The following is a 13,612-nucleotide window of genomic DNA, read 5'->3' as shown; positions in this document are numbered from 1 at the left end:
GGAAAAGGTGAGTTGTAAAACATGAAAAACGGTTTGTAATTCACTGCATACAGTGTTCCCGCATATTAAGGCTTAGGGGACACTGTATGCCTTAAAATAAGTGTTAATACAAAAGAAAATAAGTATGTATGCATATGAATATGGTGTCAAGAATTTTGATAAAAAATACCAGCCATTTCCAAATATTACCGTTTTCAATGATAAAATTGAGATACTAGACGAAGACAATACTGCCGAAACAGGATTCGGAATTTATCAGGAAATTATATTGCTGGAAGACTCGGATAAAGCCGAGTTGCAAGAATCAGGAACTACATATCCTGCGACAGTGGTAGAAGATTATCTGATTCCTCAACAGGTTTTTGTGAATACTGAAGAACGAAGAAGAGTAAATAAATTGAATAGAGAATTTGATGTTTATTCATTTGAAGCTAAGTTTTTTGTTCATATTCCAGAAAACAATGTGCTGGATGAGGTAGTAATAACGGCTCAAAGAACCGGAAGAAAAACAAAATTTCCTCCAAGACTTACAGAACTGAATGATGAATTGAATCAGAAAAAAACATCTGTCATTCTTTTTATCTCTAATGATGGTGTAAAACTAGAAAGAGCTTATCAGAAAGCAACAGATATTTTAGATAATGAAATTGTATTGTTTATAGAGAAAAATGATACATACAATCTTTTTGGTTCTGTAGTTAGAATACGTTCGGGTAGTTCTATCTCACAGAATGCTGATCTTCCGTTTAAAGATATTACGAAGCTTGCAAAAGTCTATGACTTAGATGTAAGCAGTGGAGCAGTTCTAGAAGTGTTACAAGATCATTTGAAAGACAAGAGTAGTAATTTTTACTTTATAAGAAAGGCACTGCTTTGGGGAAGTCGAGTCAGTAAAATCCCTATAAACTTTGCTTTGGGAACGATTGCGGATGCGATGGATGAGGTTTCTAAAGCGATCGAGAATAACCTGAAGATTGGAGAAAATTACTATAAAGCGTACGATAAAGATGGAAAAGTATCTGAAACGTACACGCCTATATTACCAGGATTCGATTTGATTCAGGCTGCGGATAAAACAAATGAGAATACCGATGACGAACAGGGATTGACTCAATTTATTAGAATTCTAAATGCATTGGAAACACAGGTTCAGCGTGGAGTGGATGCTGTACAGATAGATTCGCTTAAAAAATATATCAAAAGAAGACTTAGTGTGTTGTTTGATGTTATAAAAGAAGCTAAAGGATTTATTAAAGATATCATAGGTCAGGCTGTTGGTTTTATCAAAAGCTCTTTTGTTTTTATCAATGCTTTTTTGGTTGGGATTATCAATAGTTTGGTAGATGTAATAAAAGGGATTTTTGATATCATCAGTTTGATCTGTAAAGCAGTTGTTGGGTTAAATAATGCGCAGCAAAATACCTTAGAAAATCCGAGTTCTCAATTTAGTCTATTTATGGAGATGTTTGAGAATGCTATGGAAACTACTGTAAAGTTGTTTACGCTCAAAAATATTAAGGCATCTTTTGTGTTTATGGGGCGATTGTTTCTTCGCTTTTTAAGTTCTCCGCCGAGTGTAAATATTACAGGAGATTCGCTAGGATATGGTATTGGGTATCTGATTGGTTTTATAGTCGAAGAAGTGGTGTTTGGGATTCTCACCGGAGGTGCAAAAACCGTAGGAACGGCATTACAACTAGCGATAAAATCCTATACTTCATTAGCTAATGGAGTATATAAAGCTGTAAAAAGAGGTATAACGATGAGTGTGGACACCTTTTTATCTTTAATCGCTTTTATCCGTAAAAAACTTGAAGATTTTCCTAAGATGTTAAAGGATCTGGAGAAGTGGTTGGATGATGTATTTCAGGCAGGAAAAAGAGTGATTGATGACGCTTATAAAGCATTATTAAGTAGCCAGGAGCAACAACTTTTAAGAAAAATGGGATTTACACCTACTAAGTTTGATAACGGAATATTAACGCTTTGCCCTTTGGGTAAATAACCCCAATAAGAAATGAGAAAATGGTTAAAAAAACTTCTCAGTTTTTGGGAAGTGAAACAAGATGTTAGAGTTATCAAGTCTAATATACTGCAAAATCCACATCTGAAAATTGTGTGCAAAAAGGATACGAGTTTAGTATTGGGGTGTTTTAGTGTACTTAGTAAGGGTAAAAAGAAAGTTCTGAATTGGAAAGGAGATGAATTGGTAGTTGAGAATAAACCTTTTCAAATTCGAAAAGAATTAAGTCGAATAGAAAAAGAAGCTAAAAAAGCTAATAAAAGTGTTACCGAGTATCTTGATGATGTCATTAAAATAAGAAAAGCTTCTAAGTTTATAAACGAATATCTCGAATTGAGAAAAAAATATTTAAAACTCAATAAGAGAGGGCTTTACACTCTTTGGGATGATGTAAATGTGATTAAAAGAGAAGTCTTAGGAGAGAAGGAATTGTTTAATCTATATTTTAAGTATTTTAATAAATATCTTCGAAGAAGTAAAAAAGGGAACAAACTAAAAAGTAAATTGGAGAGAAGAAATTTTGCTGAGTTTGAAATTAAACGTTTTGACGGTAACGGAAAATTGGTGGAGAGAACTTTTGAATTATCTCATTCGGGAAGAGATAGAATAGATAATGATTTTTTAGATGTAGTAACAGATCCCAAATTTCTTAGAAATGTCGAAGATTTTGAAGGTGTGCGAAGAGGTTTCGACTCAGAAGTTCGCTTTATTTATAATTTCATTCAAGAGCATTTACCTAAAAAAGGTACTTTTGAGATTACAACTAAGAATATCTTTATTGCTTGTGATAGTTGTAAAAGAGAATTATTAATGTTGCAAGAGTTGATAAAGGGTCGAGGGACTATAAAGGTTGTTTCTGTTGATAATATTAAGGGTACCAAGAATTTAAAAGATTACTTAAGAATAAAATAATATGGAAATTAAATATTTAAAGAGTTTTGCTGATAATCCAACTCTAGCGGGTTGGACTAATAAAGGTCTTAGTATAGCTCAAATACAGGATTTAGAAATTCAGTATTTAAATGGAGCTCAGTTTCCAAGGGCTTATAGAGAGTTTTTGTTTTTAGCTGGAGAACGAACTTATATTGAAGCAGATATTGTTGATTGGGAAGATATGATTGAGGATGCTGAAGAACAATTCGAAATATATGGTATTTCTAAGATAGACAGACCGATATGGATTACAGATCAGGTAGATGCTTGCCAACAATTTGGATTTATTTATTTGGATGAAAATGTAGAAGATCCTATTATTTATAACTGTCGTCCTGCTTATGTGGATTTGGGGGATAAGTTTATCGAGCCAAGACCGCAAGGTGTATTTAGTAACTATATTGATGTATGTGTAGAACGAGCAAAAGTTATTGATGAATCCTTGAAAAAAAGAAGAGAACAAGGACTTAATGATTAAGCAAAATTAAACCACTAAAACCGCTCAATTCGAGCGGTTTTTTTCTATTCTTTTTTCTCATCATGATTACTTCTTAAGGTGATCATGAAAACACAGTTTAACTAGTTAACCCATTGGAAAACTGGAGTGTAGATTGGTGAAAAGATCTGTTGTTCTACAACGATTTTATTCTTTTTTTAACTTATCTTTAGGATTAATTAAACCAATTTAACTGTATTGACCGCTACGTAACCAAAGTATGTCACACACAAACACTCTTAAAAACCATGAAGAAAAAACTAACACTTGCCTTATGGGTCTGCATGATCCTAGGTACTTCACTATTTGCACAGCAAACTCAAAAAGAACGTGCTATTGAATATCTAAACCTAAAAGGAGAGGTAATATTCGATATCGTTATAAACAGTCCTGCTCAATTACAGTCTCTTACTCAAGAGTTATCCATTGTTCATTATGACGAAGCTACGGGAATTGTAAAATTAATGGCTAATCAAACACAATTTGATCAGTTTTTACAAAAAAATATTCCTTTTACTACAACACAAGAAGATAATATTATTGGGTACAGAACTATGACCTCGGACCTGTTAGTAAAAGCAGCTACGTTTCCGTTAACTGCATATCCTACCTATGCTGATTATGTAAGCATGATGAATGATTTTGCTACTAATAATCCTACAATATGTCAAGTAGAAAATATTGGAGCTACAACGGAAGGAGATAAATCCATACTTTTTGTAAAACTATCTGATAATGTTGGGTCAAACGAGCAAGAACCTCGTGTGATGTATACCTCTTCGATGCATGGAGATGAGATTGCGGGGTATCCTATGATGCTCAATCTTATTGATTTTTTATTAACTACATATAATGACACTTCACATCCAAGACATGCCGAGATTAAACAACTGTTGGATAATAATGAAGTGTGGATTAATCCATTAGCGAATCCAGACGGAACGTATAGAAATAGTGCGGGTAATACATCGGTAGCTAATGCTACCCGAGGGAATGCTAATAATGTAGACCTCAACCGTAACTATCCGGATCCGGATGATGGAGCAAATCCAGATGGTAATAGTTATCAAACAGAAACGCAGCATTTCATGAATTTTGCAGCCTCCAGGCATTTCGTGTTATCGGCTAATTTTCATGGCGGAATAGAACTAATCAATTACCCTTGGGACACATATGCTGGAGCACATCCTGATGAAGATTATTTTGTTCACGTATCAGAAGAATATAGAGATTTTTGTCAGCAAAATAGTCCAAATGGATATTTTGATGCGCTTAATAATGGAATTACTAATGGGTATGATTGGTACGAAGTACAAGGAGGACGACAAGATTATCAAATCTACTTTCATAAAGGAAGAGAAGTAACTGTAGAACTTTCTAATGCCAAAACACCAGCAGCAAATCAATTGGTTAATTTTTGGAACTATAATCAGGAAGCATTGATCGGTTTTCTAAAACAGATTAATTACGGAATTCGTGGTGTTGTAACAGATGCTGTTACTAATCAAGCAATTGATGCTAAAGTGACTGTAATGGGAAAAGAAACCTATGAAACTTGGACACCGACAGAAATACCAGAGGGAGATTATTACAGACCTATTAAAGCGGGAACCTATACCTTGATTTATGAAGCAGAATGTTATGAATCAAAAACAATCACAGGTGTTACGATTGCGGATGGTCAAGCAGTGATTCAAGATGTTCAACTTACACCAATAGGAGCGGTAGCACCTACAGGATTGGTTGCATCTTCTGTGCAATCAACCAGCGCTAGTCTAAGTTGGTCAGATAGTGCGGGTGCTACTTTTGATCTGAGGTATAGACAAACTGGTACTGCCAATTGGACTGTAGTTTCAGTAGCAACCAATACTACTGATCTTTCTGGTTTATTGGCAGAGACGACTTATGAAGCCCAAGTACGTAGTATTTGTGCAGGAACTACCACATCACCGTATAGTGATTCCACATCCTTTACCACCACCACGGTACCTGCCTGTGCCGGAATATCAGCTTTTCCATATACTGAAGGTTTTGAAGCGAATCTAGGAGCGTGGACAGATGCGAATACGGATGATATTAATTGGACCCGCGATAGTAATGGAACACCGTCTAACGGTACAGGACCATCTTCTGCTCAAGAAGGATCTTTTTATATATTCACAGAAGCATCAGGTAATGGAAATGGCTATCCCGGAAAAGTTGCATTACTAGATAGCCCGTGCATTGATCTTGGGGCGCTAACTGGAGCAACCTTAGAGTTTGGATATCATATGAACGGAACCAATATGGGATCTTTAGAGGTTTTGGTAAGTACTGACGATGGATCAAGTTATACTTCGCTTTGGAATAGAAACGGAACTCAAGGAAATCAATGGAACCAAGCGTCGATAGATCTTTCTGCATATGTAGGATCGGTTATACAACTTCAGTTTAAAGGTACGACTGGAACTGGATTCCGAAGTGATATGGCAATTGATGATCTTAAGATTTTGTCTACCACCCCAGATACTCAGGCACCTTCGGTACCCGCAAATCTGTCTGTTTCTAATATTACAGGTACAACGGCTGATTTATCCTGGAGTGCTTCTACGGATGATATTGGAGTTTCTGAATATGAAATTTATGAAGGAGCCAATTTGATAACTACTTCTGTTGCTGCAAATACTACAGTTAGTGGGTTGAACCCTAATTCGGAATATACGTTTGTTGTAGTGGCAAAAGATGCTGCAGGAAATAGCTCTTCAGCCAGTGATTCTGTAACTTTTACCACGACAGGAGTCGTAATAACTTATTGTAGCAGTCAAGGTAATAATGTAAATGATGAATATATCGATTATGTAAGTATCGGAGGAATTGATAATGCCACAGCAGCAGCAAGTGGATATACGGATTACACTAATCTAACAGGTGCTGTATCCTACGGGCAAAATACAATTGTATTAAGTCTTAATTATACTGGAACAGTATATACAGAATATTGGAATGTATGGATTGATTACGACCAAAATGGAACTTTTGATAATTCAGAGAAAATAATTTCTGAATCCACCCGAAGTGAAGCGAATCAATCATATGACTTTACAGTACCGTCTAGCGCGCTTGCGGGAGCTACAAGAATGCGTGTAAGTTTAAAGTACAATGCCACTGCCACTCCTTGTGAAACATTTACCTATGGAGAAGTAGAAGATTATACAGTAAATATTGGAGGAACAACAGTTTCTAGAGCAAATACTGAGATTAGCATCAATCCTACAGAAATATTTCAATTATACCCTAACCCTGTAACAGAAGGAGTTTTATTTGTAAAAGGTATTTCGGATAAAGATGCTAGCATTACAATCTATAATTATGCTGGACAAAAAGTAATAAATACAAAAATAGGTGATGGTAATATTGATGTAAGTAACTTATCTAACGGATTGTATCTATTACAGGTAGGAAATGACGCTGAACGAAAGATAAAAAGATTTATAGTACGATAAAATTTTCTGTCTGAAATCCTTTTCTCTGGAAAGGAGAAAGGAATTTTTTAAAAGGCTGGATTTCGGGTAAATCACCACGAAATCCAGCCTTATTTTTACTCCCGTAGTTGCAGTAAGTAAAGGGGAATAATCTTTATAAACCCTTGTTGTATTCGTATATTTGTATAAGCTTTTCAACGTACTGTAAATCATTGATTTTAATGACAAATTGATGATAAAAGTGCACTAACAGTTTACTGTAATTCTATGCAAAAAAGAAAGAGATTTTTTAGGTTCCTGCAGGTTTATAATTAAGCTCTAAAATCATAACTTTTTTGCGCAATTAATCTATTTCTAAGTAATGAATACAATTCAAAAAGAATCCTCAAAAAGGAAGTTACGAAGTTTCGTGATGAATATGATAGATTTTTTTGAATAGGAATAATTTACAAGGAAGAAATCAAAACATTTTTAACGTGTGAAATGAGTCATAACTACTAAGTTGATGCGAATCTTATGTTGTATGGCGAATTCCATATGACAGTTAAAAAACAATAAAAAAAGAACAGATGAATATTTTAGAAATGGCGCTATCTCAGTATGGTGTTACTGAGATTAGTGGCTCCAAAGATCATCCACAGATCGTTTCCTATTTTAATGAACTTGGGTTTGATGGCAAACAATTGAAGGATGAAACTGCCTGGTGCAGTGCATTTGCCAATTGGGTGGCGAAAAAAACCGGTTATTCCTATTCTGGTAAGCTTAATGCTCGTAGTTGGCTCAATATAGGGCAATCTACCAATACTCCTAGTGTAGGAGATGTAGTTGTCTTGTGGCGTGAAAGTCCCAGTAGCTGGAAAGGTCATGTTGGTTTTTTTATCAAAGAGACAAAAGGGTTTGTGTATGTTCTCGGAGGTAATCAAAACAATAAGGTATGTATACAGGCATATCCTAAGAATCGAGTTTTAGAGTATAAAAAATTAATTAAACATGGATAAAATTATAAATATGGCATTCTGGTTACTTACGATCCTATCACCTGTTAATGGAGTGATGATGACGATGGTCTTCCTTATTTTGGTAGATTTTATTACTGGGTCGTATGCATCCTATAAAAACAAAATTCCGATCAGTAGTAAAGGAATTGGCAATACGATCTCAAAGTTTTTTATCTATAATTTGGTGATTCTGGCATCTTTTTTATTAGAAACCTTCATTGTAGATGAGGTTCCTTTTCTTAAGATAATTGCTGGATTCGTAGCCATTACAGAGATAAAATCTATTTTAGAAAACTTCAATAAAATTTATGGTATAGACCTTTTTAAAGCGCTGGTGACTTTGCTAAAGTCAGGAGGCCTTTCAGAAACCATAAGCAGTATCTCTAAAGAAGGAAAAAAATAAGGAGATACATATAAATTTCTGCTCTTCTGGCTATTTCTTAATTGATATCATAATGAATATCATTACCCGTCACCCTTAATTAGTTGTGACAAGGATATCTATGTGATAAAATCAAACTCAAGAATAACCAGAGAGTGGCAGTTTTTAAAAGGAAAACAATTAAATAATATATTAAAAAATAATAATGTCAATAAAAACTAAAGAAGAATTAAAATCATATTTTGAAACAGGAGATATTCCTACAGAGCAGCAATACGAGCAGTTAATAGATGGTTTTTATCATAAAAATGATGGAGAAATCATTAAAGATGTAGTCAAGGATGCAGATAAGGCTATCGTAATCGAGTTTACCAATGGGACTACACTAGATATTCCGAAGTTTTGGGATATGGATCAGATACATGGATTGTTAGAAGCACTAACAAACAAGGTGAATACAGAACCTAACAAAGGGTTATCTAGTAATGATTTTACAAATGCAGAAAAAGAAAAATTAGCATCCTTATCTTTATCAGGAGGCGGTAGTGTTACAGTTGATAATATGTTATCTGCAACATCTGTTAATCCTGTTAGAAATAATGTGATCAATGCAGCTTTAAGTAATAAGATTTCGGTTACTGATGGTGATTATAAAGCATTAAAAAACTCTGTTTTAAAACATGATATAAGAACATATGCCAATGTGAAAGTCGATGAAATTACTTTTGATAAAGATTTTATTGAAGTAGATAAGCTTCAGGATGCTGATGGTACGGTTATCGGAAGCTTTTTCTTTGTGAAAAATATTTACTCATCCTCTACTGGTGCATTCGCATATTTTAAAAATAAAGGCAAAATAAAGGTTAGAGCAAATAGATACCCTCTCTCCTTTATTGTGGATACTACTAAAGAAACATTTGTTCATGGTAATTATGTAGGATATAGAATGATATCGTTTAGTGGTCCTGTAACTAATAAATTGTTAGAAGATGTTTCTTTAAAATTTGAACTTATTCAGGTTGATACAATGGATGATGAAATGGAATCTATTAAGAACCGTCTAATTGAGAATATAGATATTGTAAATGGATATTTACAATTGTCTACAGATGCTAACCCAAGAAAAATAGTAGCTCAGGTCTCTTTAAAAATGTTAAAGACTGCTTTGGATAAAGTAGTATAGCTACCGTGATTGATGATGTGAAATAATAAAACCAGGTTGCATTTAGTTGTAACCTGGTAAACTTTTCAAAATTTAAAATTCTAAATTAAATGTTGTATAAAATGTCAAGCAATAAGTCTTTGTTGCTTATTATATTGGTACTGTTTATTTATATTTTGACCCAGAGACAATGTAATATAAAAGAAGTAGATAGATTAGAGAAACCACAAATAATAGTAGTAAAAGATACCATTTACCAAACTAAGGTAGATACGTTTCAGGTTCAAACTACCAAGTATAAAACAGTATATGTGCCTAAAACAACTACCGAAAGTATTCCTAAGGTTGTAATTAGCGAGAAACAAAGAGTTTTTGAAAAAGAAAAACATCTTTTTGAAGAAGCTAGGGAATATCGAGATACATTGTATAACGATGATATAGAGATCTACAGCTATAATTTGCTAAAAGGAGAATTATTGAATAGTGATCTCGCGTATAAATTAAAAGTTCCTCGAGAAATTAAAACAACTACCACCATAGAGCACCCACCAATATATAGAAGTGGTTTGTATGGTTTTGGAGAAGTTGGTGGTAATCATGAACAATTTAACAACATAAGTCTTGGTCTACAATATAGTCGCAAAAGGAATTGGTTCTTCAGCTATAGATTAAACTTTATTGAATTATCAAGTATAACTCATAATGTTGGTGTGGGGATTCGAATACGATAGGGCCAAAGGAGGTGTCTGAAAATATATATCTGGTATGATTGTGGGATTGATTGTATATGCCTAGCTATTTGGCTAAAATTAAGAGATTAATCAAAAACAGTATTAGCAGTCATAATAATTTTACTTTAAAGTTGAAAAATAGTTATAAAATAATGAATTAAACACTTTAAAGTTGTTTTTTGAGAGGTTTATGTATATGTTTGCAAAGTGTTTAACACATTAATATGGCGGATAAATTAATTGTAAAATCTTTTTTGCAGGAACTTAAGGCGATTATAAAGTCTCTAGGAATAATCTTCTCCAATCGCCCTAAAAATAGTATTCAGAATCTTGCAGATTTAAGTATTACCGCTAAAATGCGTGAAGAAATAATTCTCAATTTAGAAGTTGAGGATTATAGTGAAGGGCCTTTAGAAGAAACTCAACAGGGAGGAACTGAAATGTGGGTTTTTGGAAAGGTGATTAAAGGTGAACAAGTTTATATTAAGATGACTATTTCAAAAATGACAGGAGGAGCAGTTTGTATATCTTTTCATAAGGCAGAGTATCTTATGGAATTTCCTCTTAAGAATCTAAACTAAAAAATTTAACAGTTATGAAAAGTCCAATCACAGGTAAGGAAATGACCTTACAAATTGAAAAGAGTATTTTGATTTTTCGAAAAGAAGAATTTGAGTATAATCACAAAAGTTATTTATGTAAGGATAGTGATGAATCATTTACAAGCACTGAGTTAGATGAATTTAATTTGAATCAAGTTTATAATCAATATAGGGACAGACATAATATACCATTTCCTGATGAAATAATTAAATTAAGAAATACTTATAGATTATCAGCGGGAATGATGTCTCGTATATTAGGTTTTGGAATTAATAGCTACAGGAATTATGAAAAAGGAGAAGTTCCAAGTTTAGCAAATAGTAAGTTAATTAATACAGTTTTAAATAGTATAAGGAATTTTAAATTACTAGTTGATTTAAATAATGATTTAAATGACGAAGAGAAAATAAAAACTCTTAAAAAAATCGATGCTGTAATAGAAAATTACAGGGAAAATAAAGATGATAAAAGATATGTAAGCATTTTATTTGAAGATAAACTTCCAGATAATTATTCAGGTTACAGAAAACCAAGTATGGAAAAGATGTCAAATATGATTTTGTTTTTTGCAGAAAAACTAAATCCTACAGAAACAAAGATGAATAAATTATTATTTTATTCTGATTTTTTTAACTTTAAGAAGACAGCTTATTCAATAAGTGGAGCGAATTATATGGCACATAATTATGGACCAGTTCCAGTAAGGTTTGGAGGTATTTTTGACTATACAGCTAATAAAGATTATATTTTTATAAAAATGGAAGATTATGGAAATGGGCATTGGGGCAAATGTTTTTATAAATCTAGTAGCAAAGATTTTAATTCAGAATTATTTAGTTCTGAAGAAATAGAGTCTTTAAATACTGTTTTAAGGGTATTCGGAGATTTTAATGCAACCCAAATTATGGAAAAAAGTCACGAGGAAAAGGCTTGGGTTGATAATGAAAAACAAAAAGGACTGATAGATTACAATTATTCCTTTGATTTATTGCATATCTGATTTATAATATGTTTGTGAGCATAAAAACAAATATTACCCTATCAAGGCATCTTGGATAATAATTTCTATACCACTATCGATCAAGTGTTTTATTTCTTTCTTTTTAGCTTTAACATTTTCTAGATGTTTTAAAATATGATCTGCAAAATTAGGATCTCTGTCATGGATCAATTCATAGATTTCAATTGATAATAACCAATCCTCTGGATGATCTTTTTTTACGATAGCAAAAACTGCTTCCAAAGAAAATCTAGTGTTTTCGCCATTTCTAACATTTTTAACCGCTTGATATAGAGAGTGTAATTCTTCTTCTTTAGGGGAATAGGTTCTTTTGATTGTATTCATGTCTGGGTTATGAGTGACCATATCGAAAGAGTAGTCATCAGCAGGTCCCGAGAAAGCTGATATAATTTCTTTTCCTACAGCAAAATCAAAAGTTCCCCATTCAGGTTTGAATAGGTACTCATCTTTATACTTGATGGTACATTCTTTAAACTGAATGAGAATAAGTTCTCCCTTTATATTTCTCATTCCAGTGATATTAATTCCAGCAACTGTGATTCCACTTTCGAACTCAAATTCTATATACTCACCATCGTAAAAATTATACGCTTTTAAGTCTCTGGGAGACATGTTTTCTATAGCCAGATTGATTCCTTTCAATTTTCCAAGAGGCGATCTAAAACCGTTAGGATGAGCATCAATTCCCTGGCCAATCAATTCTTTTTCCCGGTGGGAAAGTGCAGTAGGACCTTCGGTTTCAAAATAAATAACCTCGTTGTCTTCATTCTTGATCATTCTTGTAAAAACCCCAGAGATTTGTAATCCAGTACTAAGTTCTATGGTTCCCAGATTTTGAGATTCAATAAGTTTGGCAAGTCCACGATGTCCTCCTTTTCGTAATGCCATCGTATCTGCAAATTCTTCCAGAACTTGACATAGATAAGCGAAATCAGGGGTTACGAATAATTGAGGTTGAGGTTTCGTAATATCAAAATCCTGAAATGCAGCATCTGGAGTGTATGGAAGTTTTTGCACATTACCCGTCATACACCATTCACTTTCTCCAATAGAAGATAGTAATCCTGCACCATAAATTTTTGGTTCGTCTATAGCTCCAATTAGGCCATATTCGACTGTCCACCAATGAAGATTGCGGATCAAAGCCATCTCTGAAGGTTCTGATTTTTGGTTCTGTAACTCGTTAACCCTTTTTTCTGCATTTTCGATAGCGATAGGATCAGTTTCTGGAGACTCTTTTAATATAGAAAGTGTACGTACCGCATCGTACATATCATAATCTTTCTTAGACGAAATCGCTTTACACCCAATTTTTCCAAAACGACGTAAATATTCAGCATAATCAGGATTCGCAATAATGGGTGCATGTCCCGCAGCTTCATGAATAATATCCGGAGCAGGTGTATATTCTATGTTTTCTAATTGACGTATGTCGGATGCAATCACTAGAATATTATACGCTTGAAACTCCATAAAAGCATTTGGGGGAATAAACCCGTCTACAGCAACTGCTGCCCAACCAATTTCTTTAAGGATTCGATTCATACCATACATACTTGGTATTTGATCAATAGAAATACCTGTTTTTTCTAATCCTTTCAAATAAGAGTTGTGCGCAACTTTACTTAATGAAACAACATTTTTACGCATCACATACCTCCATACAGCCTGATCAATGGGAGTATATTCATCATAGTTTTGAGGCTTGATAAATTGTTTAAGATGAGGAGGTAGTCTGTCAAGTAAGGGGTTGGATTCTATTTGTGATGACATTTATAAATTAGATTTTAAGCAAGGTTTCT

The 13,612-nt window shown here is 33.6% G+C and carries 11 protein-coding genes; 10 read left to right on the top strand and 1 reads right to left on the bottom strand.

Annotated elements, in window-relative coordinates:
* Positions 1-124 precede the first annotated feature (124 nt).
* The 10 genes from Q0829_RS15580 to Q0829_RS15535 all read left to right on the top strand — a co-directional run bounded on the left by Q0829_RS15580 (position 125) and on the right by Q0829_RS15535 (position 11,789).
* Positions 125-2,005, top strand: coding sequence for a hypothetical protein (locus tag Q0829_RS15580; protein ID WP_298544766.1), 1,881 nt, complete (start codon positions 125-127; stop codon positions 2,003-2,005).
* Positions 2,006-2,017: 12 nt separating this feature from the next.
* Complete coding sequence (locus tag Q0829_RS15575; protein ID WP_298544763.1) at positions 2,018-2,935, top strand: hypothetical protein; 918 nt, start codon at positions 2,018-2,020, stop codon at positions 2,933-2,935.
* A 1-nt stretch (position 2,936) separates the two neighbouring features.
* Positions 2,937-3,434 (top strand): hypothetical protein, encoded by a 498-nt coding sequence (locus tag Q0829_RS15570; RefSeq protein ID WP_298544760.1) that lies wholly within the window; start codon positions 2,937-2,939, stop codon positions 3,432-3,434.
* A 266-nt stretch (positions 3,435-3,700) separates the two neighbouring features.
* Positions 3,701-6,934 (top strand): M14 family zinc carboxypeptidase, encoded by a 3,234-nt coding sequence (locus Q0829_RS15565; RefSeq protein WP_298544758.1) that lies wholly within the window; start codon positions 3,701-3,703, stop codon positions 6,932-6,934.
* Between the two features lie 548 nt (positions 6,935-7,482).
* Complete coding sequence (locus tag Q0829_RS15560; protein ID WP_298544755.1) at positions 7,483-7,911, top strand: TIGR02594 family protein; 429 nt, start codon at positions 7,483-7,485, stop codon at positions 7,909-7,911.
* Positions 7,904-8,314, top strand: a complete 411-nt coding sequence (locus tag Q0829_RS15555; protein WP_298544752.1) for a phage holin family protein — start codon at positions 7,904-7,906, stop codon at positions 8,312-8,314. Before Q0829_RS15560 ends, Q0829_RS15555 begins: the two co-directional genes overlap by 8 nt.
* Positions 8,315-8,498: 184 nt before the next feature.
* Complete coding sequence (locus tag Q0829_RS15550) at positions 8,499-9,476, top strand: hypothetical protein (protein WP_298544750.1); 978 nt, start codon at positions 8,499-8,501, stop codon at positions 9,474-9,476.
* A gap of 101 nt (positions 9,477-9,577) precedes the next feature.
* Positions 9,578-10,186, top strand: a complete 609-nt coding sequence (locus tag Q0829_RS15545) for a hypothetical protein (RefSeq protein WP_298544747.1) — start codon at positions 9,578-9,580, stop codon at positions 10,184-10,186.
* 224 nt (positions 10,187-10,410) lie between these two features.
* Positions 10,411-10,767, top strand: a complete 357-nt coding sequence (locus Q0829_RS15540) for a hypothetical protein (protein WP_298544744.1) — start codon at positions 10,411-10,413, stop codon at positions 10,765-10,767.
* Positions 10,768-10,781: 14 nt separating this feature from the next.
* Complete coding sequence (locus Q0829_RS15535; protein WP_298544742.1) at positions 10,782-11,789, top strand: type II toxin-antitoxin system antitoxin SocA domain-containing protein; 1,008 nt, start codon at positions 10,782-10,784, stop codon at positions 11,787-11,789.
* Positions 11,790-11,822: 33 nt separating this feature from the next.
* Here Q0829_RS15535 and Q0829_RS15530 read toward each other — a convergent pair whose 3' ends face one another.
* Positions 11,823-13,583 (bottom strand): aromatic amino acid hydroxylase, encoded by a 1,761-nt coding sequence (locus Q0829_RS15530; RefSeq protein ID WP_298544740.1) that lies wholly within the window; start codon positions 13,581-13,583, stop codon positions 11,823-11,825.
* Positions 13,584-13,612 lie beyond the last annotated feature (29 nt).

Source organism: uncultured Aquimarina sp., assembly GCF_947492405.1.
In the GTDB taxonomy this organism is placed as follows: domain Bacteria; phylum Bacteroidota; class Bacteroidia; order Flavobacteriales; family Flavobacteriaceae; genus Aquimarina.
The sequence above is the reverse complement of the archived record's forward strand: the minus strand, read 5'-3'. Positions and strand labels throughout refer to the sequence as shown.

What these genes read in the sequence shown, in the direction of transcription:
- Q0829_RS15580 (WP_298544766.1), top strand. Translation starts at nt 125, where the DNA reads ATGTATGCATATGAATATGGTGTCAAGAATTTTGATAAAAAATACCAG.
- Q0829_RS15575 (WP_298544763.1), top strand. Translation starts at nt 2,018, where the DNA reads ATGAGAAAATGGTTAAAAAAACTTCTCAGTTTTTGGGAAGTGAAACAA.
- Q0829_RS15570 (WP_298544760.1), top strand. Translation starts at nt 2,937, where the DNA reads ATGGAAATTAAATATTTAAAGAGTTTTGCTGATAATCCAACTCTAGCG.
- Q0829_RS15565 (WP_298544758.1), top strand. Translation starts at nt 3,701, where the DNA reads ATGAAGAAAAAACTAACACTTGCCTTATGGGTCTGCATGATCCTAGGT.
- Q0829_RS15560 (WP_298544755.1), top strand. Translation starts at nt 7,483, where the DNA reads ATGAATATTTTAGAAATGGCGCTATCTCAGTATGGTGTTACTGAGATT.
- Q0829_RS15555 (WP_298544752.1), top strand. Translation starts at nt 7,904, where the DNA reads ATGGATAAAATTATAAATATGGCATTCTGGTTACTTACGATCCTATCA.
- Q0829_RS15550 (WP_298544750.1), top strand. Translation starts at nt 8,499, where the DNA reads ATGTCAATAAAAACTAAAGAAGAATTAAAATCATATTTTGAAACAGGA.
- Q0829_RS15545 (WP_298544747.1), top strand. Translation starts at nt 9,578, where the DNA reads ATGTCAAGCAATAAGTCTTTGTTGCTTATTATATTGGTACTGTTTATT.
- Q0829_RS15540 (WP_298544744.1), top strand. Translation starts at nt 10,411, where the DNA reads ATGGCGGATAAATTAATTGTAAAATCTTTTTTGCAGGAACTTAAGGCG.
- Q0829_RS15535 (WP_298544742.1), top strand. Translation starts at nt 10,782, where the DNA reads ATGAAAAGTCCAATCACAGGTAAGGAAATGACCTTACAAATTGAAAAG.
- Q0829_RS15530 (WP_298544740.1), bottom strand. Translation starts at nt 13,583, where the DNA reads ATGTCATCACAAATAGAATCCAACCCCTTACTTGACAGACTACCTCCT.